Consider the following 23,376-nt stretch of genomic DNA (forward strand, 5'->3'; position numbering starts at 1 on the left):
AGGCTTTCTAGTATTCCCCCCTTTTTGAAGTTGACAATCTGTTGCAGATTGTCCTTTTTTTATGCCTTTTGGTTTCGCTTTAAGAAATGGCTGATTCTCTTAATTGCTTCCTGCAGCAATTCCATGGATGTGGCATAAGAGCAGCGCACATGGCCTTCCCCGCTTTCCCCAAAAATATTGCCTGGCACCACCGCTACCTTTTCCTCCAGCAGCAGCTTTTCTGCAAATTCTTCAGAGGAAAGTCCCGTACTTTTAATAGATGGGAAAGCATAAAAGGCTCCGCCCGGCACATGGCATGTTAATCCCAGTTCATTTAGGGACTGAACAAAATAATTCCGCCTGCGCCTATAGCTCTTTTTCATATCTTCAACATCTGATCTGCCTGTTTTCAAGGCTTCAAGAGCGGCAAACTGGGCCATCGTGGGCGCACACATCATCGCATACTGGTGAATTTTCAGCATCGCCTGGGAAATTGCTTCAGGAGCGCAGACAAACCCCAATCTCCAGCCTGTCATGGCAAACCCTTTTGAGAAACCCGAGATTAGGATGGTTCTTTTTTTCATTCCGCTGATTGCGGCAAAACTCGTATACTCGCCATCATAAGCAAGCTCAGCATAAATCTCATCTGAAAGAACCAGCAGATCGTATCTTTCAGCTATTTGGGCTACTGCCTCCAGTTCACTTCCGCTTAACATGGTGCCAGTCGGATTATTGGGTGAACAAAGTATAATGGCTTTAGTCCGGTCAGTGATTACATTTTCCAGCTGCTCAGGCAGAATCTTAAACCCATTCTCTTTTAAAGTTTGGACCTGAACAGGCATACCGCCCGCAAGAGACACTAATGGCACATAGGATACAAAGCTTGGTTCGATTACAATTACTTCATCGCCTGGATCGAGGATCGCCCTAAGAGCAATATCCAGCGCCTGGCTCGCTCCCACCGTCACGGTTATTTCACTCCGGGGAGAATAAGAAACGCCGAAGCTTTTCTCCATATATCCTGCGATTTCCTCCCGAAGCTCCAGTAACCCAGCATTAGCCGTATAAGATGTATATCCCTGCTCAAGCGATAGGATGGCTGCTTCACGCACTGACCATGGTGTGATGAAATCAGGTTCCCCCACCCCAAGGGAAATGACTCCTTCCATTCCTGCAGCAAGGTCAAAAAAGCGGCGAATCACGGAAGGTTTCAGCTCTTCTACCGTTTTGGATAAATAAGACTTAGTTCCATTCATTACGGTGACACCACAATTCGTTTGTCGTCTTCACTTTGTTCAAAAATAGTGCCGTCATGCTTATACTTTTTTAGAATAAAATGTGTGGTTGTCGATAAGACAGAATCGAGGGTCGATAACTTTTCTGATACAAATCGGGCAACCTCATTCATGGAACGTCCTTCGATGATGACAGAAAGATCATAGGCACCGGACATTAAATAGACAGACCTTACTTCTTTGAAACGGTAAATTCTCTGTGCAACTTCATCAAATCCCACTCCGCGCTTTGGAGCGACCTTCACATCAATCATAGCGGTAACTCCTTCATGACCATCGACTTTTGACCAGTCAATAACGGAATTAAAACGCACAAGCACTTTCATTTCCTCGAGTTTATCTAAAATAGTTTCAGTTTCCGCCATACTTAATTCGGCCATTTTCGCAATGTCTTCCACAGGGATTCGCGCACTGTTGTTTTCTAAAATTTCCAAAACCTCTATTTGCTTTTCAGTTAATTTCACCTTTGTCGCTCCCATCCTTTAGTGATTTACTCTATAAAATAGTTACATTATAGCAAAATCTGCAGAAAATAAATGTGTCACTTTCATTATTTATTAATTTCTTTAAAATCATATGTGTCAAGATTAAGTTTAAGGGGAAAATAAAGTAAATCCGGGACTAGGAGGGGAAGGCCAATGGAACAAGCAACCTTTTCAGGAACAGAGCCTATTAATGGAACAGATGTTTATTATGAATACTACAAACATGATTCCTCCAGGGATACCCTGGTGCTGCTTCATGGTTTTCTGTCATCCACCTTTAGTTATCGCAGGCTGATTCCTCTGCTGCAAACGGAATTCAATGTGGTATCAATGGATTTACCGCCCTTCGGCAAAAGCGGGAAATCCCAGCAGTTCGTCTATTCTTACAAAAATTTGGCGGATACGGTTATCCGCTTATCAGAAAAGCTGGGCTTTGAAAAAGTCACTTTAATAGGCCATTCCATGGGTGGACAGATTGTTTTAAATGTGGCACACTCCAAGCCTGAACTCGTAGGCCAGGCAGTATTGCTTTGCAGTTCCGGATATATGAAACGAATGAAGCCGCATATCATCTTTTCAAGCTACATACCTTTCTTTCATCTGTATGTTAAATTATATCTTCAACGCTCAGGGGTAAAGCAGAATTTAAAAAATGTTGTCTACGATCATTCCATGATTGATGATGAAATGCTTTACGGATATTTGTCGCCATTTTTAGAAGACGATATTTTCCGGGCTTTAACCAGGATGATCCGCGACAGGGAAGGCGATATGCCAGCCTCTGCATTGAAGAAAATAGAAACGCCCTGTCTATTAATTTGGGGAGAACATGACAGAGTCGTCCCGCTTCATATCGGCAAACGGCTGAATAAGGATCTGAAAAATTCCAAGCTGGTAGTATTAAAAGATACCGGGCATCTTGTGCCGGAAGAGCGGCCGGAAGATGTTCTTCAGCACATCAGGAGTTTTATGAATACCATTCGGGTAGAGGAGAGTGTATAGTATTGTAAATAAAAGTGGCAGCCCCCAGGGTCTGAGAGCTGCCGTTTTTTATCTTAAATAGCACAGGTGCCATTATTCTTGATTTCCAGAAGACGCCCGGAAATTTCTTTGCATTTTTCCAAAGGAATGATTTCCTCAAACGAGAATTCATAAATGGATTGAATCTTCCTGGCCAATTTCATTAAATCATTTAAATCATGGACTGCCTGGACTGAATCCGCAATTTCAGTATCATAATTGCCCGGCCCCGCTCCAAATGGATCCCACTGATCCAGAGTGTAGACAAGCAAAAGATTCGTTTGCTGATTTTCCATGTATATCACCTTTTTATTATTCGGCCGATTTGAAGCCGCAATATTTTAATTTTTAGTATCAATATCATATCATAGAGTCAAGGTACATAAAAGAATTCTTAAGGCGGTGACAGGATTGAATCGTTTTAATTTCCATCAAAAAATCAGCAGGGAAAATACAGCTTCTGTTAAGTGGGATCTGACCAAGGATGTTTTTGGCAGATCCGATGTATTGCCCATGTGGGTAGCAGACATGGACTTTCAGCCTCCCGAAGAAGTAAAGAAAGCCATTGAAGACCGAATGGCTCATGGGGTCTACGGATATACGTATGCGCCGGATTCAACTGCAGAATCTATCGGACTGTGGCTGAACAAGCGGCATGGCTGGAAAATCAAAAATGAGTGGATTCTATACAGCACTGGAGTGGTTCCCTCCATCGCAACTGCCATCCAGGCTTTCACTGAAAAAGGGGATAAAGTATTGCTGCAGTCTCCGGTATATACTCCATTCATTGAGATGATTAAACAGAATGGACGCACTGTCGTTAATTCTCAATTGAAACTCGAGAATGGCCGGTACGAGATTGATTTTGCCGATTTTGAAAACAAATTGAAAGAGGGCGTGAAACTATTCCTTCTCTGCAATCCGCACAATCCGGGCGGCCGAATGTGGACAGAAGAGGAACTGAGGAAAATAGGGGAGCTATGTGTTACATATGATTGCCTTATTCTATCCGACGAAATCCATTCTGATTTAATTTATAAAGGCCATAAGCATTATCCCATTGCTTCACTGGATCCGCGATTTGCAGAACTCACAGTCACCTGCATAGCTCCCACAAAAACCTGGAACCTTGCCGGAATTCAAGCTTCAGCTGCCATTATAAGTAATGAGAAGCTGCGGAAGGCTTTTCAGGCAGAACAGCACAAGCAAGGATTCTTCACGCTGTCCGCTTTTGGAATTATCGGCATGGAAGCAGCTTACCGCCATGGTGGGGAATGGCTTGATGGTTTAATGGATTATCTGGAAGAAAATAAAAGGACTGCTGCAGAATTTATTGGGCAGCACCTTCCGGGTATTCGCTTGATGGAGCCAGATGGCACATATCTTCTATGGCTTGATTGCCGAGGATTGGGATTAACTGATGACGACCTGCGTCAAAGCCTTTTGGAAAAAGGGAAACTAGCCCTGGAACCAGGCCCGAAATACGGTCCAGGCGGCGAAGGATTTGTTCGAATGAATATCGCCTGCCCTCATGAGGTATTGGCAGAAGGGCTGGAGAGGCTGAAAAGAGCTTTTGGGTGATAGTGTTTGTGGAGGCACGGCTGAGGCCGTGCTTTTTTTGTGTGCTGGATATTTGCGGTTTTTATAATTGCCATTCTTTCTTGGTTCTCTTTTTCCGTAACGTAAATATTTCTGATTAACTACCATTTATCTCTTGCAGTCCTTATTTTCGGCGTTAATCCCTCTGATTAACTACCATTTTCTCTCCCTTCTCCTTTTTTCGGCGTTAATCCATCCGATTAACTACCATTTATCTCTTGCAGTCCTTATTTTCGGCGTTAATCCCACTGATTAACTACCATTTTCTCTCCCCTCTCCTATTTTCGGCGTTAATCCATCCGATTAACTACCATTTTCTCTCCCTTCTCCTTTTTTCGGCGTTAATCCCTCTGGTTAACTACCATTTTCTCTCCCTTTCGGCGTTAATCCCTCTGATTAACTACCATTTTCTCTCCCTTCTCCTTTTTTCGGCGTTAATCCATCCGATTAACTACCATTTATCTCTTGCAGTCCTTTTTTCGGCGTTAATCCCTCTGATTAACTACCATTTTCTCTCCCTTCTCCTTTTTTCGGCGTTAATCCATCCGATTAACTACCATTTATCTCTTGCAGTCCTTATTTTCGGCGTTAATCCCTCTGATTAACTACCATTTTTCTCTCCCTTCTCCTTTTTTCGGCGTTAATCCATCCGATTAACTACCATTTATCTCTTGCAGTCCTTATTTTCGGCGTTCATCCCTCTGTGACCTCCATTCACTTTTTCTTCCATTTGGCATGCTTGGTAATAAGAACCTTTCCCCCTCCCCTTTTTCTCATAATTTTTCCCCAATATCCTCTGCACCACTTTCCCAGAACCAATACCACCGCACCAATCCACTATTGTATTTGTAGTCAGTTTCCTATCCGGAAACAAAACCGCAAATTCCTTTACACTTCTCAGTACCGCAGTGTCTACCTTTTCTTTCAATCCACATTCTCTGCAGGATAAGTAGCCTTGAGTAAAGGGGGCTAAAAACGAAGTACACGAACTGCATATTATCCCTTTCCTCAATTGGTCATAAGTGTATTCCGGAATTCGCACATAGGGGTTCTCCTTCAAGCAGCGGGCATTTAACTGTTCAGCCAGCTTCAGGTTTCTCGATTTCGCCGCATTAGGAATTGTTTTTAATTTCTCCAGGAATCGTTTAATCTGCGCAGGAAATACTGCAGGAATAGTGATAGGAGCTTGATAAAGCTGAAAGCCGGGGTTAATGAAGATCAGATGTGACTTGATGGGAAGATGGTAGCCGAATTCTTTAAGAAGGCCTCGTAAAAGGGTTTCACTTCTTTGCAGCTGAGGGAGGGGATTTTTTATTTCTGTTTTGGATAGCAGGGAATACCATCTTTCACTTTCTATGTAATAGTCCCCTTCGTAGTTTTTAACTTCAAAGACGAATATAGTGCCGCCGGCGATAAGGAGTGTATCGATTTGGAAATGGGTATTGCTGTTTTCCAGCAATAGATCATTTAGAATAATGCAGGAGCCCGGCAAGTCCTGAAGCTCCCTGTCAAAATGCAGCTCGCCTGCATAGCCCTTCTCTAAATGCAGATACTGATTCTCATTTTTCAAAGGCAGCTCCAGGCGGCGGGACAGAAAGCGGAGCATTTCCAGCTCCTTTGGTTCGAAACGGAGTCTGTTTATCATCACTCACATCCTTCATTAAGATAATTTAATTTTATGAAAATTCCACCATGACTATAAGCAAAATCCCCTTGGTTTTAATAACAAGGGGATTTATAGTACATATTCAGCAAGCACGCTCTGCACTTCGTATATGTTCAAGTTCTTATTAAAATGCTTTTCAAGTGGTTCGCCTGATCCTGAGATCCAAATTTTTAATTCGGCCTCCAGATCGAAGCTGCCTGCGGTTTCAATGCTAAAATGGGTGATGTTTTTGTAAGGGATGGAATGATACTCGATTTTTTTCCCTGTAATTCCTTGCTTATCCACCAGAATCAGGCGCTTGTTTGTAAAAATGAATAAATCGCGGACGAGCCTGTAGGCTTTTTCAACCTGTTCACTCGGGGCAAGGACTGCTGAAAATTCCTCCTGAACCTCATTAATGTCCGCTTCAGATGCATTGCCGATAAAACCATCGAAAATTCCCATTTAACCAACCTCCATTATAAGGTTTAACTCCATTATACGAATCCTTCGGGAAAATTCCCAGTGATAAAGGCTCCCCCTCCCAGGAAAGCCTTCAATTATTTATTCTTCTGTTGATTGATCGTCCTGTGCTTTTTTCTGTCCTTCTTCTTCTTTATCTTTTGAAATCCGGCCGCAGGCAATGCGTTCTCCTGAGTCTCCTGCCGGCTGAGTCATGCCATCATCTGGTCCGTCATGAATGACAATGGAGGTCCCTTCCTTTGTCAGCAAAGAGTTTTTGTCTTCTTTTAACGTGACCTGGGGCGCCATAAAGTCAATCTTAGCCTTGCCGTCATCCTCAACTATCAGGTTGGGAAGATCACCCGCATGTGATCCTTTGGGGTGAAGCAGCCCATGCTCCTTATTGTCAGGATTGAAATGATTTCCTGCCGATTTAAAATCAGGTGGTTCACATTTTGCTTCTTCGTGGATATGTATGGCAAGTTCCCCCGGCGGAAGTCCGCTTAGATCCCCGCTCAATTTTACTCCGCTCGCCTGTTCCTGCACCTTAATTGTGCCTAATGAATCGCCTGCAGCATTAAACATTTCCACTTCCGTATTCGTAATGTTCTCTTCCCCGCAGCCGGACAGAAGAAGAACAAAACCAAGCATCAGCGCTTTTCTCATAATTAAATCCTCCATCAAGACATTTTGTCTTTAGTGTTGCCCAATCACTTTATCAATAAACAAAAAAAGAAGAACAGCCGCTCAGCTGTTCCCCCCTTGTCTATTTTGCCTATCGATGCGCTCTTCAAGCTCTTTCGCCTTGGCTGCTTCGCGCTTTGACACACGGATAATTAATCTCATTGTAAGAATGGCCGCAACTAAAAAGATGGCAAACGTTACAGCTGCAGGGCCATATTCTGATTTATCTTCCGGAAAATATAGAAACAGCGACAGTACATACCATTGCAACATCCTAATCAATCCTTTCTGCTAAAAGCAGTGTCCACCCGAATTATTATATCAGCAATGATTACACAGTCCAATGTTTATACATTTATTTTAAAACCTCTATCTTTTCAATGACCACATCTTCCGCAGGCTTGTCCTGTTCAGCAGTTTCCACTGCTGCGATACTGTCGACTACATCCATTCCCTCAACAACCTGTCCAAAAACGGTGTGCTTATTGTCAAGCCAAGGTGTACCGCCTTTTTCATAAGCTTTGATAATTTCTTCCGGATAACCGGCCTTTTCCATTTTCTCTTTCAAGCTTGGATCAAGCGTTGTGTTCTGAACAATAAAGAATTGGCTTCCGTTAGTATTGGGACCAGAATTCGCCATGGATAAAGCTCCGCGGATATTATAAAGCTCATTGGAGAATTCATCCTCAAATGCTTCACCGTAAATGCTCTCTCCGCCCATGCCGGTTCCCTCAGGGTCGCCGCCCTGAATCATAAAGTCCTGAATGACCCGGTGAAAAATCAAGCCGTCGTAATAGCCATCTTCACTATGCTTAATGAAATTTTCAACCGCTTTGGGAGCCTGATCCGGGAAAAGTTTAATTTTAATATTCCCTTTTGATGTCTGCATTTCCACCAGTCTTTCATTTCCCTCGACTTCTTCGGTTAATTGCGGAAAGCTGTCCGGTGCTTCTTCGCTTGCCTGGTTATCTGTCTGGCTTTCTTCAGCAGCAGAGCCATTTGCCTTGTCCTCTTCTTTTTCAGTGCTTGTCCCGCATGCTGCCAGAATCAGCATCAGAAAAAGAAGCGGTGTTAGAAAACGCCATTTCATTTTCTCATCCTCCTATGAAAAAACTAATCATTTTTTAGCTTACCTGATTTATTGAAAATTTGCACTTTGTTTTTTCAAGCTTCATAATAGGGCTAAAGAAAAATGAAAAGGAGAGGTTAGATTGGCAGAAGTAAAGATCGGCGACAAAGTAACAGCCATCTATAAAACAGGCAAATATATCGGGGAAGTTACAGATATCCGGCCACAGCATTACCTGGTCAGAGTGCTTGCGGTCATAAAGCATCCAATGCAGGGCGATTTGCATAATCCTAAAGAGGCAGACGTGATGCTTTTCCATGAGCGCCGCGCGCTTGCATTCAGAGAGCAGACCAATGTGCCTAAGCAGATGGTAAAGCCTTTTGAAGAAGAAATACCAGATTATAAGGATTCGCTGCAAATAGCTTTGGATAAAATGAGAACGGAGCTGGAAGGAGATTCTTCACCCTGGGCAGAACAAAGTATAAGGAATCTAGACTCATTGGAGAAGGATTATTTTAAGTAAATGAAAACAAGCCAAATCGTTTTGATGGATTTGGCTTGTCAGGCAAATTTATTAAACAGTTTTGAGAAGTCCACCCGATCGCCAATTGTAGTAGGTTCCGGCTTCTGCAGATACTTCTTATCTTTTTCTACCAATCTGAAAATATTGTAAGTCGTTAAAGCATCATCCAAAGCTCGATGATGTTTTCCTGTTCCTTCTTTGCCGTATTCCTGAACGGCTTTCCATAATCCTGTCTGGTTTTGATCCCCGAAAAAACGTTTGTATTCCATCGAAAGATCCACTTCCCTGCCTCTGAACGGAAAGTCAACTCCAGCGTGGGCACAATTATTTCTAAGCACCTTCATATCCATATTTCCCCACGTAACGATCGTGCATGGACGGTTCCTGTTCATATCCATCATTTTTTTCACCAGTTCAAGAAAATCGATGCCCTGGTCTACCTGTTCCTGTGTTATATGGAGAAAGGATTTGCAACGCTCGGACAATTTCGGAAACCGGATAGGAGTTACATATGAAGAGAACTCTTCACAAACTTGATTGCTGATGACTGATACAATTCCCGCTTCGATAATTTCCGGAAAAAACCCTCTGAAAGCACTGCCTTTCTCAGGCATGGTAAATTCAAAATCAATAAATAGATATTGGTGTTCCTCCCCCATGTTTTCACCTGCTTTCCATTGAAAATTCACGCACATAATTTCTTATATTATAGCATGAAATATTTCAATTTTCTGAGTAAATTGCATTTAAACCGGAATTTTTCAGCAGGGTCTGTCTTCTTTAAAAAAACTTAACTCCTTAGAAAAAAAGCCGAAAAATAGGATAGAAGTTCAAAATATCGGAGGCGGATTCCTTTGCGTTCCTGGTCTGGATTTATGATTATCATTCTTTTGCTTCCTATTTTTTCTTTACTGATATTTGCTGTCTCTGCTGAATCGCAAAAGGTCCAGGGGTTTCATGAGCTGCTGGATGAAAAGCTTGAAATAAAAGAAGCCATCCTGCCCCAGACAAGTTATATTAAAGCAGGCAACGGCCAAGTAATCTCTGAAATGGATCATCCGGTAAACAGAATCAGCCTATCGCCAGGTGACATTTCCCCTTTTCTTAAAAATATATTTATCACAGCGGAGGATCAGCACTTTTATGATCATGCCGGATTCGATATCGCTGCCATTGGACGTGCCCTGGCCATCAACATCCAATCGGGTGATATCGAACAGGGTGCCAGCACCATTACTCAGCAGCTGGCTCGTAATATTTTTCTGAGTCATGAACAATCCTATAACCGCAAACTCAGTGAACTCCTATATGCATATGAGCTGGAGCGGAAATTATCCAAAGAAAAAATTCTGGATTTGTATATTAATGCAATTTATTTCCATAATGGAGCTTACGGAATTGAGGCTGCATCCCAGCTTTATTTTAAAAAAAGCGCCAAAGACCTGACCAAAGCTCAAGAAGCTTTTTTGGCCGCCATCCCAAACAATCCATCCTTATATGATCCTATAAAACACTTTGACCATACAAAAGAAAGACAAGAGCGGCTGATTGATCAACTAAAGGAAAAACAGCTGATTTCCTCTAAGGTAGCAGAGACGATGAAAAGTGAACGGATTCAGCTTCAGGTCAAACAAAGAATAGATTTATATCCAGATTATGTTTCATATGTCGAAGCGGAGCTGCGGGATTTAATTTCTATTAAAGAAGGCTATCAGGATAAGCTCCTTAAAGCAGGTGAACAGGAAAAAGCATCATTGAGCGCCAAGCTTGATAAGAGAATATCCCAAATAATGAAGCAAGGCATAATCATTGAAACTGCCCTGAATCCTGCCCTTCAGGAAAAGGCTGTAAATTCCCTTAATAAGCGCCTGACCTACAAGGATGTGGAAGGTGCAGCAGCCGTGATCGATAATGGATCACATGAAATTACAGCTCTCGCAGGCGGAAAAAATTATAAGAAATATAACTTTAATCGAGCTTTTCAGGCATACAGGCAGCCTGGTTCCGCTATTAAGCCGCTCCTTGTTTATGCACCCTATTTTGAGCACACCAGCGCAGGTATTCATGATCAAGTGAATGCAGGCCCTTTCTGCAAAAATGGGTATTGCCCCCAGAATTATGGCGGTGCCCGCTATGGATTGACCACACTCGAAAAAGCCTTTATTTATTCATATAATACACCTGCAGTAAGACTGCTGGACGACATTGGAATTGAAAATGGTTTTCGTGACTTAGATAAGTTTGGTTTTAAAATGGTTTCAGAGAAGGATCATGCTCTTTCTGCAGCTATAGGCGGATTTACATACGGAATGACACCGCTTGAGCTCACATCAGCATATACTGTGTTTGCAAATGATGGTTATTACCAGCCTGCAAGAGCCATCCGTAAAATCACTGACCTGAAAGGAAAATTGCTTTATAGCTGGGAGGATTCTAAAACGCAAGTTTGGAGCGAAAAAACGATAGAAAAAGTGAGGGATTTAATGGCCAGGACCGTTCAATCCGGCACTGCACGGAAAGCACGTCTGCCAATTGGATATGCCGGCGGCAAAACAGGAACCACTAATGGCTATCATGATTACTGGTTCGTGGGCTTAACAGGCCAGTATACAGCAGGTGTCTGGGTTGGAAAAGATCGGCCCGGCAATCTGGCTGCTATCGAAACGTCTTCTCCCCAGCTGCTGATTTGGAAGGATATAATGTCTGATTAAATTGAATTGTTTACCTTAAAAAGGAGGCCCTTTCTGCGGCCTCCTTTTCCTATATCGGCAGACTGGCCATGATGCTGTTGTATATTTTCAAAGAAAGATAGAGTATCCCTGTTAAAAGAGAAGACCAGACTATAACCTGAAAAAAAATCACACCAGCAATGCCTGCTGCAGTCAATGAAGAACTGGCTTTATAAACAAAATAACTGAAATAAAGAAAGGTAGCGGCCGCAAAAAAGATGCCAATCCCGATATAACTGAACAAACTCAAAAGCGAGAAAGCGCCTCCAATAAAATAGATGGCCGAACCTTGCCTTGACTTTGTCAGACTTTCCCCTTCCAGATCTTTAGAAAAGAACAGAAGTGACAGTCCATTGATTGTATCCGCCACCAATTTCAAGGCTGCAAACACCATAAAAAAAAGGACCAGGAGCAGGACCGTAAGTGACAGCTTTACGCCGCCTTCTGAAAAGAACTCTAGCATCCCCTGGTAAATCCCTGTCTTTTCCAGGAAATAGACTAATTCCATCTGAGTTTTTAATGCCAGAGAAGTACTAAACAAAACAATCGCCAAGAGCGGAAAATAACTCGTCAGATATGTATTTTTCATTTTCCCCATCCATATATGTCTTTCTTTGCTCTAGCTATCTATTATCAGATATTTTCATAATTTTTACAATAGCTATCCAATCTGTATATTTCCATGTTTCCCGGCATAGACATAAACCATATTCTAGTAAGTTTTGCATTTAATAGAGAAAAAGGGGGAAGGAAATGAAAAAAGGAATATGCTGTTTTTTGTTTGCCGTCTTGCTGTCAGTTCAGTACCTTATGCCAGCAAAAGCTGCTGATGCTGAAAAAGAGTTCGAGGACATACTTGAAGAACAGCTTCGCAGCACTGTCCATTATTACAGCGAAGACTCTTTTTCAGTTATTGATGCATACGGGATGCAGGGGCAAGTAACAAAGATTGTTACATCTGATGACCCTCAAACATCAGAAAATGAAGAGGAAATTGAAGAATATTCATCTCATATTGGAATTGTTTTTTTGGAATTAGAACAAAAAAGAGATGGCTTATTTATTTTTAAGAAAAAGGATTTCTTATACTATGATTATGACAATAATGAATTCCTGACAGCATCCAATGTACTCGGCAATGAATCAATCAGGGATTTTTTTGAACTGTATGCAGACGATATTGAGAAAAATATTACGCCCTTCTCCAAATTTCTCATCTTATTCTTTCTTTCCTTCATCATTACTGTCCCGCTATTCATCATGATCTTTCATAACCGCGGCCAAAGCAAATTTTAATACAGCAGTAAGAGAGGATGAGTCATATCTCATCCTCTTCTTGTTATGATGCTGTCTGTATCCTCACATATTCTCTCGGTTCAAACACCTTCAGCTTTTGCTTATTTTCAGCTTCCATTTCGTAATTTGCCGGTAATAATTCTACCACTTCTTCTTCGTCTGCCGGAATATAGAATTCCCTTTTGGTTTGGTGGTCCAATATCCAGGCGCCTGCAAACAGAAGGGCAAAGATTGTAATGGCTGCTGAAATTTTATGCTTAATCATGCACAACACCACCTAAAAGTAGTGTGCGTTGATCAATGTTTTTTTATACAAAAATGCTGTTTTTAGAGACATTTTTTTAAAAAAATTTTTCCTGATTAATTCGTGTTTCTACCTATTTAATAAGAATGGATAAATCCTTTACTGATAAGGGTTTGAAGAATGCACAGTCTTTATTTTTAGGTTATAATTTGTTCTGAGGTGCATGAGCGGATAGTAATGACGATTATGGCACGCCTGTCTTGCCTGCCCTGTCTGGATAATATGGGGGAAGGTGGAAAAACTTTTATTAAGCGCTTTTATCGCGGAAAAAGTTTTATACATGCTGCGGAAGAAAAATACAGTTTTCCAAATATGCTGAACTGTCAGATGCCATATAGCCGTTTCATTAAGCTGCATACTAGGATGCTTTGTTGGGTTAACACACAATTAATTTAAAGGGGGTAATGTTTTGTCTCTGCTTCACCTGGCAATAATTTCACCATTTTTGCTTGCCATCCTTGTGCCTATTGCGTACAAGCTGTTTAGGCAGATACATACGGGTTGGTTCGTACTTCCTCTGCCAATCCTTTTATTCAGTTATTTTATCTCTTATTTATCCATCACCTCCAATCAGCAATCCGTCACAAAATCTTTTTCATGGATTCCCACTCTTGGAATCGATTTCACGGCAAAAGTAGACGGTCTTGGTTTGCTTTTTGCTTTGCTGATCACCGGAATAGGAGCCTTGGTTGTTCTGTATTCCATCTATTACTTGGATAAAAGTAAAGAAAAACTGAACACCTTCTATGTTTACTTGCTTCTATTTATGGGAGCTATGCTTGGAGTTGTCCTTTCGGATAACTTGATTGTGCTTTATACTTTCTGGGAATTTACGAGCTTTTCTTCATTCCTGCTAATCGGGTACTGGTACCACAGAGAGAAATCAAGATATGGTGCACAGAAGTCGATGATCATCACGGTTTTCGGCGGTCTTTCTATGCTTGGAGGCATCATACTTCTTTATTTGATGACAGGTACTTTCAGCATTTCCGAAATTATTGCTCAATCAGATGAGATATTTTCACACGCATTATTCGTTCCTGCTTTGCTCTGCATTTTGCTTGGGGCTTTTACCAAGTCTGCACAATTTCCATTTCACATCTGGCTCCCGGATGCCATGGAAGCACCAACACCCGTCAGTGCATATCTGCATTCGGCAACCATGGTTAAAGCAGGCATTTATTTAGTAGCACGTATGAGTCCGGTATTTGCGGAGCACTCGCTCTGGCTCTGGCTCATTGCAGGATTTGGCATTACAACATTATTCTGGGGTTCTTTCTCAGCTGTCAAACAGACTGACCTTAAAGCCATCCTGGCTTTCTCAACAGTCAGCCAGCTGGGGATGATCATGTCCCTTCTCGGCATTGGCGCTGCAGCACTTCACTTCGAAACAGTAGAAGACAGTATTTTTACGGTTGCCACTACAGCTGCTGTCTTTCATTTGATCAACCATGCCACCTTTAAAGGAAGTCTATTCATGGTTGCTGGAATCGTAGACCACGAAACCGGCACCCGTGATATCCGCAAGCTTGGCGGTCTGATGAATTTTATGCCGATTACCTTTACTTTGGCGATTATCGGCACATTTTCCATGGCCGGACTTCCTCCTTTTAATGGGTTCTTAAGTAAGGAAATGTTCTTCACAGGAATGGTCCGTGTTCTTGAAATGGATATTTTCAATTTGGATACATGGGGTTTCTTGTTCCCTGTTCTTGCCTGGGTGGCAAGTGTATTCACATTTATTTACAGCATGATTCTTGTATTCAAGACGTTCACAGGCAAGTTCCAGCCTGAACAATTAGAAAAGAAACCGCACGAAGCTCCAATCGGGATGCTCATATCACCGATTATCCTGGCTTCACTAGTGATCATTATCGGTTTCTTCCCTAATATTATTTCAAACACGCTCATCTCTCCTGCACAGGCAGCCATCATGCCTGTTGAAGGGTATGTGTATGATACTCATATATACTTCTGGCATGGATTCACGCCTGAGCTGTTCATGACTTTGGGTGTTATTACATTGGGCATACTGCTTTTTGTCACTCTGCCGAAGTGGAGAAGTGTGTATAATTTGTTCCCTGAGAAGTTGGCGCTAAATCGCTTTTACGATTCTATGCTGGAAGTATCACAAAGGGCTTCCTTCAACTTAACAAAATTATATATGAACGGATTTATCAGAACCTATCTTGTGTATATTTTTTCATTTTTTATTGTGGCTTTGGCTGCCACACTGGTTCTGAAAGATGCTTTTAAATTCGATACGAGCGAAGTGGCCACCATCCATTATGCTGAGGTTCTGCTGGCATTAGTCATCGCTGCTGCATCTGTTTCCATTCTTTTTGTAAAATCCAGAATGACATCCATCATTCTGCTTGGGGCAGTCGGATATACCGTTTCATTGTTCTTTGTTATTTTCCGTGCGCCTGACCTTGCACTAACACAGCTTGTAATCGAGACGATTTCTGTCTCTTTATTCCTGCTTGCTTTCTACCATCTGCCTAAGCTTCGGCATGAGGAGCGGATAAGATTTAAAATGACGAATGCCCTTATTTCTGTCGGGGTAGGTGCGATTGTCACGATGATTGCCCTATCTGCCCACAGCAATAAGATGTTTCCTTCAATTGCAAAATATTACGTCGAGAATACGTATAAGGAAGCAGCCGGGAAAAACATGGTAAACGTTATTCTTGTTGATTTCCGGGGGTTTGATACCATGTTTGAAATTACGGTTCTTGGAATTGCAGCTCTTGGCATTTTCGCTATGATTAAACTTCGCCTGGAAGGAGGAAAGAAAAATGAAAACAAATGATATTATTTTGCAGACTGCTACGAAAGTAGTTTTGTTTCTCATTGTTCTTTTCTCTATCCATATCTTTTTTGCCGGCCATTATACACCTGGCGGCGGATTCGTTGGCGGTTTGCTGACATCGGGGGCAATCGTGCTGCTGCTGCTGGCTTTCGACATGAAAACAGTCTCAAAGATTCTTCCTGTCAATTATATACACATGACTGCAGTTGGACTGCTTTTTGCAATTGGTACAGGAGCGGGAGCATTGCTATTTAATGTCCCTTTCCTTACCCATGCTTTTGGACATGTTGACTTGCCAGTACTAGGGGACACGTCCCTCCATACAGCTACACTGTTTGACCTGGGTGTTTTTCTGGTTGTTGTTGGCGTTACGATGACCATTATTCAAACGATAGGGGAGGATGAATAATGGAAATATTAATGGCTTTCGTAATTGGAATTTTATTTATGTCAGCTACTTATCTTATGCTGTCAAAAAGCTTGCTGCGCATTATTGTCGGGACCGGGCTTTTAAGTCATGGGGCACATATGCTGATTTTAACGATGGGCGGTTTAAAAACAGGATCTGCCCCGCTGCTGGGTGAAAACGCACCCTATACCGATCCGATTCCCCAGGCTCTTATCCTGACGGCAATTGTAATCAGCTTCGGGGTCACCGCGTTTTTCCTTGTACTGGCATACCGTGCCTACCAGGAGCTTGGCACTGATAATATGGATCGAATGAGAGGAACTGAAGGAAATGATTAACTTTTTGATATTGCCCATCCTGATCCCTTTAGTTACGGGTGTCCTTCTCATCTTCGCCGCTAAAAGAATCATGCTGCAAAGGTGGATTGCAGGCATTTCATCAGTGATTGCGATCATTCTTTCTGCCTTGCTGGTTCAGAAGGTTCGAGTTGACGGGATACAAACGCTGGATGTTTCAAGCTGGGAGGCTCCGTTTGGGATCACGCTTGTTTCTGACATGATGTCAGCTCTGCTGGTGCTGACAACCAGTATAATCGCATTTCTATGCTTGATTTATTCATTTTGGAGCATCGGGGAAGCCAGGGAGAAGTTTTACTATTATGCTGCATTCAACTTTTTAATTGTTGGCGTAAACGGTGCCTTTACAACTGGAGATATCTTCAACCTTTTCGTATTTTTCGAGGTTATGCTGATGGCTTCCTATGTTTTGCTTGTACTGGGAGGAAAGAAGGCACAGCTTAGGGAGTCCATTAAATATATCCTTGTAAATGTTATATCTTCTGCACTGTTTGTTATAGCTGTAGCCTATCTTTATTCTGTTGTAGGAACGCTCAATATGGCGCATATATCCGTCCGCATCAGCGAAGCCAGCCAAGGGAATCCCCCAGGAATCATAACAGTGATTGCTGTGCTATTTTTAATCGTATTTGGATTGAAAGGAGCCATTTTTCCTTTATATTTCTGGATGCCGGGCTCTTACTATGCACCGCCTGCTCCTGTTTTGGCTTTATTCGGAGCTCTGCTGACAAAAGTCGGAGTTTACTCCATCACAAGAACCTATACGTTGTTCTTTTATCATGATACTGGCTTTACCCATCAGCTCTTGAGCTTTTTGGCGATTATGTCGATCATCGCCGGAGTCATTGGAGCAATTGCCTACTGGGATATTAAGAAAATAATCATCTACAATATCATCATTGCTGTAGGGGCGATTTTGTTTGGAGTATCAGCGATGACGACTGATTCCCTTACCGGGTCCATCTTCTATTTGATTCATGATATGATTATTAAGGCGGCTTTATTTTTACTTGCCGGCATCATTATAGCGATAGCGGGTACAAGCAACTTGCATAAGATAAGCGGGTTGATCAAGCGCTATCCTGGTCTGGGCTGGACCTTCTTCATCGCAGCGCTTGCACTTGCGGGGATCCCGCCGTTAAGCGGCTTTGTTGGAAAGCTTCTAATTATTAAAGGCGGTTTCGAAGCAGAACATTACTGGGGAGCAGGGATTGTTTTAATGTCCAGTCTTCTTGTGCTGTTTTCAATCATGAAAATCTTTATTAATGGCTTTTGGGGTACACCTCGCGCCTATAAAGGGGAAGACAAAGTTCCTGTCGGCAAAATGATGATTGCCCCAGTTATCCTTGTTGTCATTGCCGTTTTCTACGGAGCCGGCTCGGAGTATGTTTATCCGTATATCTTACAGGCTGCTGAAACTCTTGCAAATCCAGAAATATATATTGAAGCAGTTTTAAAGGAGTATTGAGTATGGCATTTCAAATATTATTAAATGTGTTCCTTGGGTTTATGTGGATGTTTTTAACAGGATCATACGAACCGGTTGCGTTCCTTAAAGGATACCTTTTTGGCCTGCTCATCATCTTTACTTTCAGAAGATTTTTCGATTCACGCTTTTATCTATTAAGAGTTGTGGCAGTAATCAATCTTTTGTTTCTTTTCATCAAAGAGCTTATCTTAGCGAACATCGGGGTGCTCAAAGTATTGTTAAGACCCCAGCTTGATATGCGTCCAGGCATTTTTGCCTACCCCACTGTCCTGAAAAAGGACTGGGAAATTACAGTGCTATCGAATTTGATCACATTAACTCCAGGGACATTGGTTGTAGACGTATCCCCGGATAATAAGATTCTTTACATTCATGCAATTGATATTGAAGATGCAGAGGAAACCATTGATTCAATAAGAAACTCGTTTGAAAAAGCAATCTTGGAGGTGAGCCGATAATGCTGAATACTATTGTTCTAAGTGCCATCCTTATCATTTCGGCTGCCACCATCGGTTTGGTTTACAGAGTGATTAAAGGGCCAACCACACCAGACCGTGTGGTTGCACTTGATGCAATTGGCATAAATCTTGTTGCAATTGTTGCATTGATTTCGATCGCCCTTAATACAAGTGCGTATGTGGAGGTTATCCTTCTGATCGGGATCCTTGCCTTTATTGGGACCGTAGCCTTCTCTAAATATCTGGAGAAGGGGGTTATTATCGAAAATGATCGAGATCGCTAATATTGTCATTATTGTGCTGATTATTCTGGGAGCCTTTTTAAGCCTTGTCGCAGCATATGGTGTTATCAGGCTTCCTGATATTTATACCAGGAACCATGCGGCATCAAAGTCCGCAACACTGGGGGTTATGTCCATACTGCTCGGAGCCCTGCTGTTCTTTTATATTAAAGATGGCTTTTTCAATTCCAGAGTGCTGCTCGGAATTATATTCATCTTCATGACATCACCTGTAGCCGGGCATTTAATCGCCCGGGCAGCTTATAACTCCGGTGTAGAGCTATGGGATAAAAGTGTACAGGATGACTTAAAAGATGCACCACATATGAAAAAGGCAGGCAGCAAGGAACAATCATAAATAGGAAAACCGCAAGAAATCCTCTTGCGGTTTTTTTATTTTATTTTCTTTTAATTACGGCCATTGTGCATCTGGATGTACAAATCAGCTTGTCATTTTCATCCGTTATTTTGATATCCCATACCATTGTGGTTCTTCCCTGATGCAGCACTGTTGCAACGGCCGTCACAATTCCATCCTTTTTAGCACGTATATGGTTGGCATTGATTTCAAGCCCTGCAACAGATTCCGTTTCTTTGTCGCAAAGTTCAAATGCTCCAATGCTTGCAACAGTTTCCGCAAGGGCGACAGACGCCCCTCCATGCAGCAGGCCAAACGGCTGGCGGGTGCGTTCATCAACAGGCATGGTAGCAACTACACGGCCCTTTTCAAGTGACACGATTTCCATTCCGAGTGTTTCGATTAATGTATCTTTCAGCTCCATTCCCCTATCCCCTTTCCATATGTAAAATGTTGTCATACTATACTTCATTATATAAGAACAAACTATGTATGTCCTGTAGGACAATCATAAAAAAGAGGTGACCGTCATGAATCGCGTTCGCGAAGGATTAATTCCAACTGTTCTCGGCACCGCTGTTACTGCGGCTGGATATGCAATGAAACAAAACCGCAGAACCAATAACATGTTATCAGATACCATCGTTGGTTTCGGGCTCGCCCATATTGTACTGGGAGCCATCGACCTGGTTGAGCACCGCAATCAGTATTAAATAAAAAAGGCAGCTTTCCAGGCTGCCTTTTTATATTACAGTCCCAACCCCTGATCATGCAGTTTTTCCTGCTCCTTCCCGCGCTTTCTTCTGGTGAAGCGGAAAATGAGAAAGAGCAAAGTAAAGCCTGCCAGGCCAAGCAGTAATTCTTTTTCATGTTTGATGATGGCATCAATATGATCTCCAAATATATAGCCGATCGTGAAAGTCACTGACAGCCAGATCAGAGCGCCGCTGTAGGCAAATAAAGCGAATTTTTTAAATGGCAATTTACTGAAGCCGTATAAGAAAGGGAGGAAATTTCTGATACCCGGAACAAAATAACTGAAGGAGAGGGAAAAGGCATGATACTTTTCCATTAGTTTTAAAGAAGCATCAATCATTTTAGACATTCTTTTACTTTTTTGAAAGTATTTCAGCAGTGGCCTCCCGATCAAACGCCCGATTGTATAACAGGTTGACAATGCAGCCAAGATGCCAAGATAAATGACAATGAAAGCAAGCACAGGGTGAAGTGTCTTTAAAGAGGAAGAAAGGCCAACAGTCATTACAATCACTTCATTTGGCACAGGAAAAATAAAGACCCCTACCCAAAGCCAAAGAAACAGCCCCAAATATCCGTTATTCTCAATGATCTCCAATATCAGTTCCAGTTCCATCCGGGGCCTCCCATCTATGCAAGCAGTGCTCACTTATTTATATTCATTACATTAATATATTCTTCATGCGGTTCTTTTACCCCTTTTCTAATTATATCAATCCTTATAAAAATTGCCTTTCTAATGCACACTATGCAAACCCTTTTTATCTATGCAAGGTGTAAGCCATATTTTTGCGAGAAAGCATTTCATTTTGTTTTCTCATAGGAATAGCCTTCATTTCATATATTGGGAATGCGTGCATTAATTATTAATCGAAAGGGGCAGAACCGGATGTACCCCTATTATTATTTTCGCTACCCAAAGCCTGGATACAATCCTCAGCTTCAAAACTGCTGGAATTATCCGCATGCATATCAGTCTTATTATCATCCTGTCCATTTCTACAGAACCTTTCCCGCTGTTAATCCTCAACTGTTCATGAGCTCCGCTAAAAAAATGGAAGTCCTCATGAGGGACGCCAGCACATTGCTTGTAAAAATGGCAGAATCAAAAAAGTTTTCATATGAACTTATGGCAGCCGCTCAGCAGTCAAAAAAGGATGCAGTCGAAAAAATGATAAAATCAACAGGTATTTCCCGAATTCCTGCGGTGTCCTATACACCTGACGGGCTCAGCCTCCATTTCGAATCTGATAAAGAGGATACCCAGAAATGCTGTGATCTTACACTAAAACTGAGATGGATGTAAGCAAACAAAAAAGCTCTCAATCAAGAGAGCTTTTACCTGTTCAGCGATAATAAGGGTTTCCATATGGTCCATAGCCAGGGTATCCGCCTCCGCCATAAGGAGCATATGGTGCAGCTGGCGGGCCATAGAATGGCGGCGGAGGGCCGTAAAATGGACGGGGAGCAAATAATGCTGCTCCCAGCCCCCCTCCCAGGAAACCGCCGAGCAGGCCGCCGACAAAAGGAGCTCCTAAAAAGAAGAACCTTTCGCCCCCGTTTCTATATGGGCCTCTATAATAATACATGCAGGGTAACCTCCTTAATTTTCAATGCCTTCTCTATTTAATATGCAGATGTCCGCATTTTGAGTGGGCTACAAGAAAAGCGGAAGCGCCTTTCCCACCCCCGACAAGCACAAGACGGGCCTCACGGATAGGCGACCTTTGCCTTTTTGGGAGGCTTGGCTTGTGACCTAGAGGGGGTAGGCGCTGGAGCTAGACAGCATTAGAAAAGCGGAAGGCGCCCGCCTATCGGCGACAGGCCTAAGACGAGCCGGCTAAAAGGTTGCTCTTTAACCTTTTGGACGGATTGAAGAATTGTTGAGGCGACTGCCCAGGGACAACAAGCATAAGACGGTCCCTGTAAGAAGTTTTTTTTCCTTCTGGAAGAAAACGGCTTATGACCTCGAGCCGATTACTCCTGGAGCTAGACAGTACTTGAAAAGCGGAGGTCCCTTGCACACCCCCGACACCTCAAGGGGGGGAGGCGCTCGAGCTAGACAGCATTAGAAAAGCGGAAGGCGCCTTGGCTTCATAAAACAAAATCCCCTTAGCCTTTTGGCCAAGGGGATTTGATCTATTAGTTAGCTGCTTTTACTTTAGCAAATGCATCTTCAACAGAAACATACTCATATCCAAGATCTTTCGCAACCGCTGGGTATGTGATACTGCCGTTTACAACGTTAACGCCAAGCTTAAGTGCTGCATTGTCTGCAATAGCTTTTGCAACACCTTTGTTTGCAATCTGCAGCGCGTAGTTGATTGTAACGTTTGTAAGAGCAATTGTAGAAGTTCTTGGAACGGCACCAGGCATGTTCGCAACAGCATAGTGAACAACGCCATGCTTATCGTAAGTTGGATTGTCATGAGTTGTAATGTGATCAACTGTTTCGAAAATACCGCCTTGGTCAATCGCCACGTCAACAACTACTGAACCAGGCTTCATTGTTTTAATCATTTCTTCCGTTACAAGCTTAGGTGCTTTAGCTCCTGGGATTAGAACCGCACCAATTACCAGGTCAGCATCTTTAACAGCTTGTGCAATGTTGAAAGGATTAGACATTAAAGTTTGGATGCTGTTTCCAAAAATATCATCAAGCTGGCGAAGACGTTCTGGGCTTAAGTCGATGATCGTAACTTGTGCGCCAAGCCCGATTGCCATTTTCGCTGCGTTGATTCCAACTACACCGCCGCCAATGATGGTAACTTTTCCGCGTGAAACACCTGGAACGCCTGCAAGAAGAATACCCATTCCGCCATTTGTCTTCTGAAGGAATTGAGCTCCAATTTGAGCAGACATGCGTCCTGCAACTTCACTCATTGGAGTAAGAAGAGGCAATGTGCGGTTTACTTCTACTGTTTCATACGCGATAGCTGTAACACCTTTTTCAGTTAACGCCTTTGCAAGCTCGGGCTCTGCTGCAAGGTGAAGGTATGTGAATAGAACCAAACCTTCACGGAAATAACCGTACTCAGAAGCCAGAGGCTCTTTAACCTTCATAACCATTTCAGCATTCCATGCTTCTGCAGCTGTATCTACGATAACAGCTCCTACTTCTGTATAATCTTCGTTAGTGAAACCGCTTCCAATTCCTGCCTCGATTTCTACAAGTACTTTATGTCCGGCTTTTACTAATGCATCAACGCTTGCTGGTGTCGCAGCAACGCGATTTTCGTTATTTTTAATCTCTTTAGGTACTCCAATAATCATGGAAAAATCCCCTTTCAATCTACCAAATATGATATTTACTATTGTCAGTATAATAATTTTAGTAAAGCGCTGTCATTGTTGAATCGGTAAAATA

At 42.4% G+C, this 23,376-nt stretch carries 29 protein-coding genes; 14 read left to right on the plus strand and 15 right to left on the minus strand.

What is annotated here, in order from left to right:
- Positions 1-59 precede the first annotated feature (59 nt).
- Together ACR42H_RS22905 and ACR42H_RS22910 are read right to left on the minus strand one after the other, a co-directional pair.
- Entirely contained in the window at positions 60-1,235 is a 1,176-nt protein-coding gene (locus ACR42H_RS22905) for an aminotransferase (RefSeq protein ID WP_436373410.1), read from the minus strand.
- Positions 1,235-1,738 carry an Lrp/AsnC family transcriptional regulator gene (locus tag ACR42H_RS22910; protein ID WP_113883571.1) on the minus strand — a complete coding sequence of 168 codons (504 nt, stop codon included), beginning with the start codon at positions 1,736-1,738 and terminating at the stop codon, positions 1,235-1,237. The genes ACR42H_RS22905 and ACR42H_RS22910 overlap by 1 nt, the downstream gene beginning before the upstream one ends.
- A 174-nt stretch (positions 1,739-1,912) precedes the next feature.
- Here ACR42H_RS22910 and ACR42H_RS22915 point away from each other — a divergent pair, with 174 nt between their 5' ends.
- Positions 1,913-2,761, plus strand: a complete 849-nt coding sequence (locus tag ACR42H_RS22915; RefSeq protein WP_113883572.1) for an alpha/beta fold hydrolase — start codon at positions 1,913-1,915, stop codon at positions 2,759-2,761.
- Positions 2,762-2,814: 53 nt separating this feature from the next.
- Here ACR42H_RS22915 and ACR42H_RS22920 read toward each other — a convergent pair whose 3' ends face one another.
- Positions 2,815-3,075: a DUF1871 family protein gene (locus tag ACR42H_RS22920; RefSeq protein ID WP_113883573.1), complete on the minus strand. Its 261-nt coding sequence runs from the start codon at positions 3,073-3,075 to the stop codon at positions 2,815-2,817.
- Between the two features lie 115 nt (positions 3,076-3,190).
- Between ACR42H_RS22920 and ACR42H_RS22925 the strand changes: the two genes are divergently transcribed.
- Positions 3,191-4,360: a MalY/PatB family protein gene (locus ACR42H_RS22925; RefSeq protein WP_436373413.1), complete on the plus strand. Its 1,170-nt coding sequence runs from the start codon at positions 3,191-3,193 to the stop codon at positions 4,358-4,360.
- 682 nt (positions 4,361-5,042) lie between these two features.
- Here ACR42H_RS22925 and ACR42H_RS22930 read toward each other — a convergent pair.
- From ACR42H_RS22930 to ACR42H_RS22950, 5 genes are all read right to left on the minus strand, one after another.
- Positions 5,043-6,023: a nuclease-related domain-containing protein gene (locus ACR42H_RS22930; protein WP_436373415.1), complete on the minus strand. Its 981-nt coding sequence runs from the start codon at positions 6,021-6,023 to the stop codon at positions 5,043-5,045.
- A gap of 90 nt (positions 6,024-6,113) precedes the next feature.
- On the minus strand, positions 6,114-6,488 hold the full coding sequence (locus tag ACR42H_RS22935; RefSeq protein ID WP_113883576.1) for a PH domain-containing protein: 375 nt from the start codon (positions 6,486-6,488) through the stop codon (positions 6,114-6,116).
- A 99-nt stretch (positions 6,489-6,587) separates the two neighbouring features.
- Positions 6,588-7,151, minus strand: a complete 564-nt coding sequence (locus ACR42H_RS22940) for a superoxide dismutase family protein (protein ID WP_113883577.1) — start codon at positions 7,149-7,151, stop codon at positions 6,588-6,590.
- An 81-nt stretch (positions 7,152-7,232) separates the two neighbouring features.
- On the minus strand, positions 7,233-7,442 hold the full coding sequence (locus ACR42H_RS22945) for a hypothetical protein (RefSeq protein ID WP_009331645.1): 210 nt from the start codon (positions 7,440-7,442) through the stop codon (positions 7,233-7,235).
- 82 nt (positions 7,443-7,524) lie between these two features.
- The gene (locus tag ACR42H_RS22950) at positions 7,525-8,259 is read right to left on the minus strand and encodes a peptidylprolyl isomerase (RefSeq protein WP_436373418.1); all 735 of its coding nucleotides are present in this window, start codon (positions 8,257-8,259) and stop codon (positions 7,525-7,527) included.
- A 121-nt stretch (positions 8,260-8,380) separates the two neighbouring features.
- Between ACR42H_RS22950 and ACR42H_RS22955 the strand changes: the two genes are divergently transcribed.
- Positions 8,381-8,761: a kinase-associated lipoprotein B gene (locus ACR42H_RS22955; RefSeq protein ID WP_113883579.1), complete on the plus strand. Its 381-nt coding sequence runs from the start codon at positions 8,381-8,383 to the stop codon at positions 8,759-8,761.
- A 38-nt stretch (positions 8,762-8,799) separates the two neighbouring features.
- Here ACR42H_RS22955 and kapD read toward each other — a convergent pair whose 3' ends face one another.
- Positions 8,800-9,420, minus strand: coding sequence for a 3'-5' exonuclease KapD (gene kapD / locus ACR42H_RS22960; RefSeq protein ID WP_113883580.1), 621 nt, complete (start codon positions 9,418-9,420; stop codon positions 8,800-8,802).
- A 195-nt stretch (positions 9,421-9,615) separates the two neighbouring features.
- Between kapD and ACR42H_RS22965 the strand changes: the two genes are divergently transcribed.
- Entirely contained in the window at positions 9,616-11,472 is a 1,857-nt protein-coding gene (locus ACR42H_RS22965) for a transglycosylase domain-containing protein (RefSeq protein WP_436373420.1), read from the plus strand.
- 49 nt (positions 11,473-11,521) lie between these two features.
- Here the strand turns inward: ACR42H_RS22965 and ACR42H_RS22970 are convergent, their stop codons facing one another.
- Positions 11,522-12,079: a DUF5366 family protein gene (locus ACR42H_RS22970; RefSeq protein WP_436373422.1), complete on the minus strand. Its 558-nt coding sequence runs from the start codon at positions 12,077-12,079 to the stop codon at positions 11,522-11,524.
- Between the two features lie 164 nt (positions 12,080-12,243).
- Between ACR42H_RS22970 and ACR42H_RS22975 the strand changes: the two genes are divergently transcribed.
- A complete protein-coding gene (locus ACR42H_RS22975; RefSeq protein ID WP_436373424.1) occupies positions 12,244-12,786 on the plus strand; it encodes a hypothetical protein in 543 nt (180 codons plus the stop codon).
- Positions 12,787-12,829: 43 nt separating this feature from the next.
- Here ACR42H_RS22975 and ACR42H_RS22980 read toward each other — a convergent pair whose 3' ends face one another.
- Entirely contained in the window at positions 12,830-13,051 is a 222-nt protein-coding gene (locus tag ACR42H_RS22980; protein WP_019380053.1) for a hypothetical protein, read from the minus strand.
- Between the two features lie 448 nt (positions 13,052-13,499).
- Here ACR42H_RS22980 and ACR42H_RS22985 point away from each other — a divergent pair, with 448 nt between their 5' ends.
- Genes ACR42H_RS22985 through mnhG form a run of 7 tightly spaced genes read left to right on the plus strand, consistent with a single transcriptional unit; the run spans position 13,500 to position 19,253 of the window.
- Positions 13,500-15,902, plus strand: a complete 2,403-nt coding sequence (locus tag ACR42H_RS22985; protein WP_436373426.1) for a Na+/H+ antiporter subunit A — start codon at positions 13,500-13,502, stop codon at positions 15,900-15,902.
- Entirely contained in the window at positions 15,889-16,311 is a 423-nt protein-coding gene (locus ACR42H_RS22990) for a Na(+)/H(+) antiporter subunit B (protein ID WP_436373428.1), read from the plus strand. Before ACR42H_RS22985 ends, ACR42H_RS22990 begins: the two co-directional genes overlap by 14 nt.
- Entirely contained in the window at positions 16,311-16,649 is a 339-nt protein-coding gene (locus ACR42H_RS22995) for a Na(+)/H(+) antiporter subunit C (protein ID WP_113883587.1), read from the plus strand. The genes ACR42H_RS22990 and ACR42H_RS22995 overlap by 1 nt, the downstream gene beginning before the upstream one ends.
- Positions 16,642-18,135: a Na+/H+ antiporter subunit D gene (locus ACR42H_RS23000; RefSeq protein WP_113883588.1), complete on the plus strand. Its 1,494-nt coding sequence runs from the start codon at positions 16,642-16,644 to the stop codon at positions 18,133-18,135. The genes ACR42H_RS22995 and ACR42H_RS23000 overlap by 8 nt, the downstream gene beginning before the upstream one ends.
- 2 nt (positions 18,136-18,137) lie before the next feature.
- Complete coding sequence (locus ACR42H_RS23005; protein WP_113883589.1) at positions 18,138-18,614, plus strand: Na+/H+ antiporter subunit E; 477 nt, start codon at positions 18,138-18,140, stop codon at positions 18,612-18,614.
- Entirely contained in the window at positions 18,614-18,898 is a 285-nt protein-coding gene (locus tag ACR42H_RS23010; RefSeq protein ID WP_113883590.1) for a Na(+)/H(+) antiporter subunit F1, read from the plus strand. Before ACR42H_RS23005 ends, ACR42H_RS23010 begins: the two co-directional genes overlap by 1 nt.
- Positions 18,882-19,253, plus strand: a complete 372-nt coding sequence (mnhG, locus tag ACR42H_RS23015; RefSeq protein WP_113883591.1) for a monovalent cation/H(+) antiporter subunit G — start codon at positions 18,882-18,884, stop codon at positions 19,251-19,253. The genes ACR42H_RS23010 and mnhG overlap by 17 nt, the downstream gene beginning before the upstream one ends.
- 40 nt (positions 19,254-19,293) lie before the next feature.
- On the opposite strand, the gene ACR42H_RS23020 is transcribed toward mnhG, so the two are convergent.
- Positions 19,294-19,677 carry a hotdog fold thioesterase gene (locus tag ACR42H_RS23020; RefSeq protein ID WP_009331660.1) on the minus strand — a complete coding sequence of 128 codons (384 nt, stop codon included), beginning with the start codon at positions 19,675-19,677 and terminating at the stop codon, positions 19,294-19,296.
- Between the two features lie 106 nt (positions 19,678-19,783).
- On the opposite strand from ACR42H_RS23020, the gene ACR42H_RS23025 reads away from it, so the two are divergent.
- Positions 19,784-19,966, plus strand: coding sequence for a hypothetical protein (locus ACR42H_RS23025; protein ID WP_009331661.1), 183 nt, complete (start codon positions 19,784-19,786; stop codon positions 19,964-19,966).
- A gap of 35 nt (positions 19,967-20,001) precedes the next feature.
- Here the strand turns inward: ACR42H_RS23025 and ACR42H_RS23030 are convergent, their stop codons facing one another.
- Positions 20,002-20,625 (minus strand): DedA family protein, encoded by a 624-nt coding sequence (locus tag ACR42H_RS23030; protein ID WP_113883592.1) that lies wholly within the window; start codon positions 20,623-20,625, stop codon positions 20,002-20,004.
- Positions 20,626-20,859: 234 nt separating this feature from the next.
- Between ACR42H_RS23030 and ACR42H_RS23035 the strand changes: the two genes are divergently transcribed.
- Positions 20,860-21,315 (plus strand): hypothetical protein, encoded by a 456-nt coding sequence (locus tag ACR42H_RS23035; RefSeq protein WP_436373432.1) that lies wholly within the window; start codon positions 20,860-20,862, stop codon positions 21,313-21,315.
- Between the two features lie 40 nt (positions 21,316-21,355).
- Here ACR42H_RS23035 and ACR42H_RS23040 read toward each other — a convergent pair whose 3' ends face one another.
- Together ACR42H_RS23040 and ald are read right to left on the minus strand one after the other, a co-directional pair.
- A complete protein-coding gene (locus tag ACR42H_RS23040) occupies positions 21,356-21,598 on the minus strand; it encodes a hypothetical protein (protein ID WP_019380049.1) in 243 nt (80 codons plus the stop codon).
- Positions 21,599-22,151: 553 nt separating this feature from the next.
- Positions 22,152-23,282: an alanine dehydrogenase gene (ald, locus tag ACR42H_RS23045; RefSeq protein ID WP_436373434.1), complete on the minus strand. Its 1,131-nt coding sequence runs from the start codon at positions 23,280-23,282 to the stop codon at positions 22,152-22,154.
- Positions 23,283-23,376: the final 94 nt, after the last annotated feature.

It is taken from the genome of Cytobacillus sp. BC1816 (assembly GCF_051353635.1).
Lineage (GTDB): Bacteria > Bacillota > Bacilli > Bacillales > Cytobacillaceae > Cytobacillus > Cytobacillus oceanisediminis_C.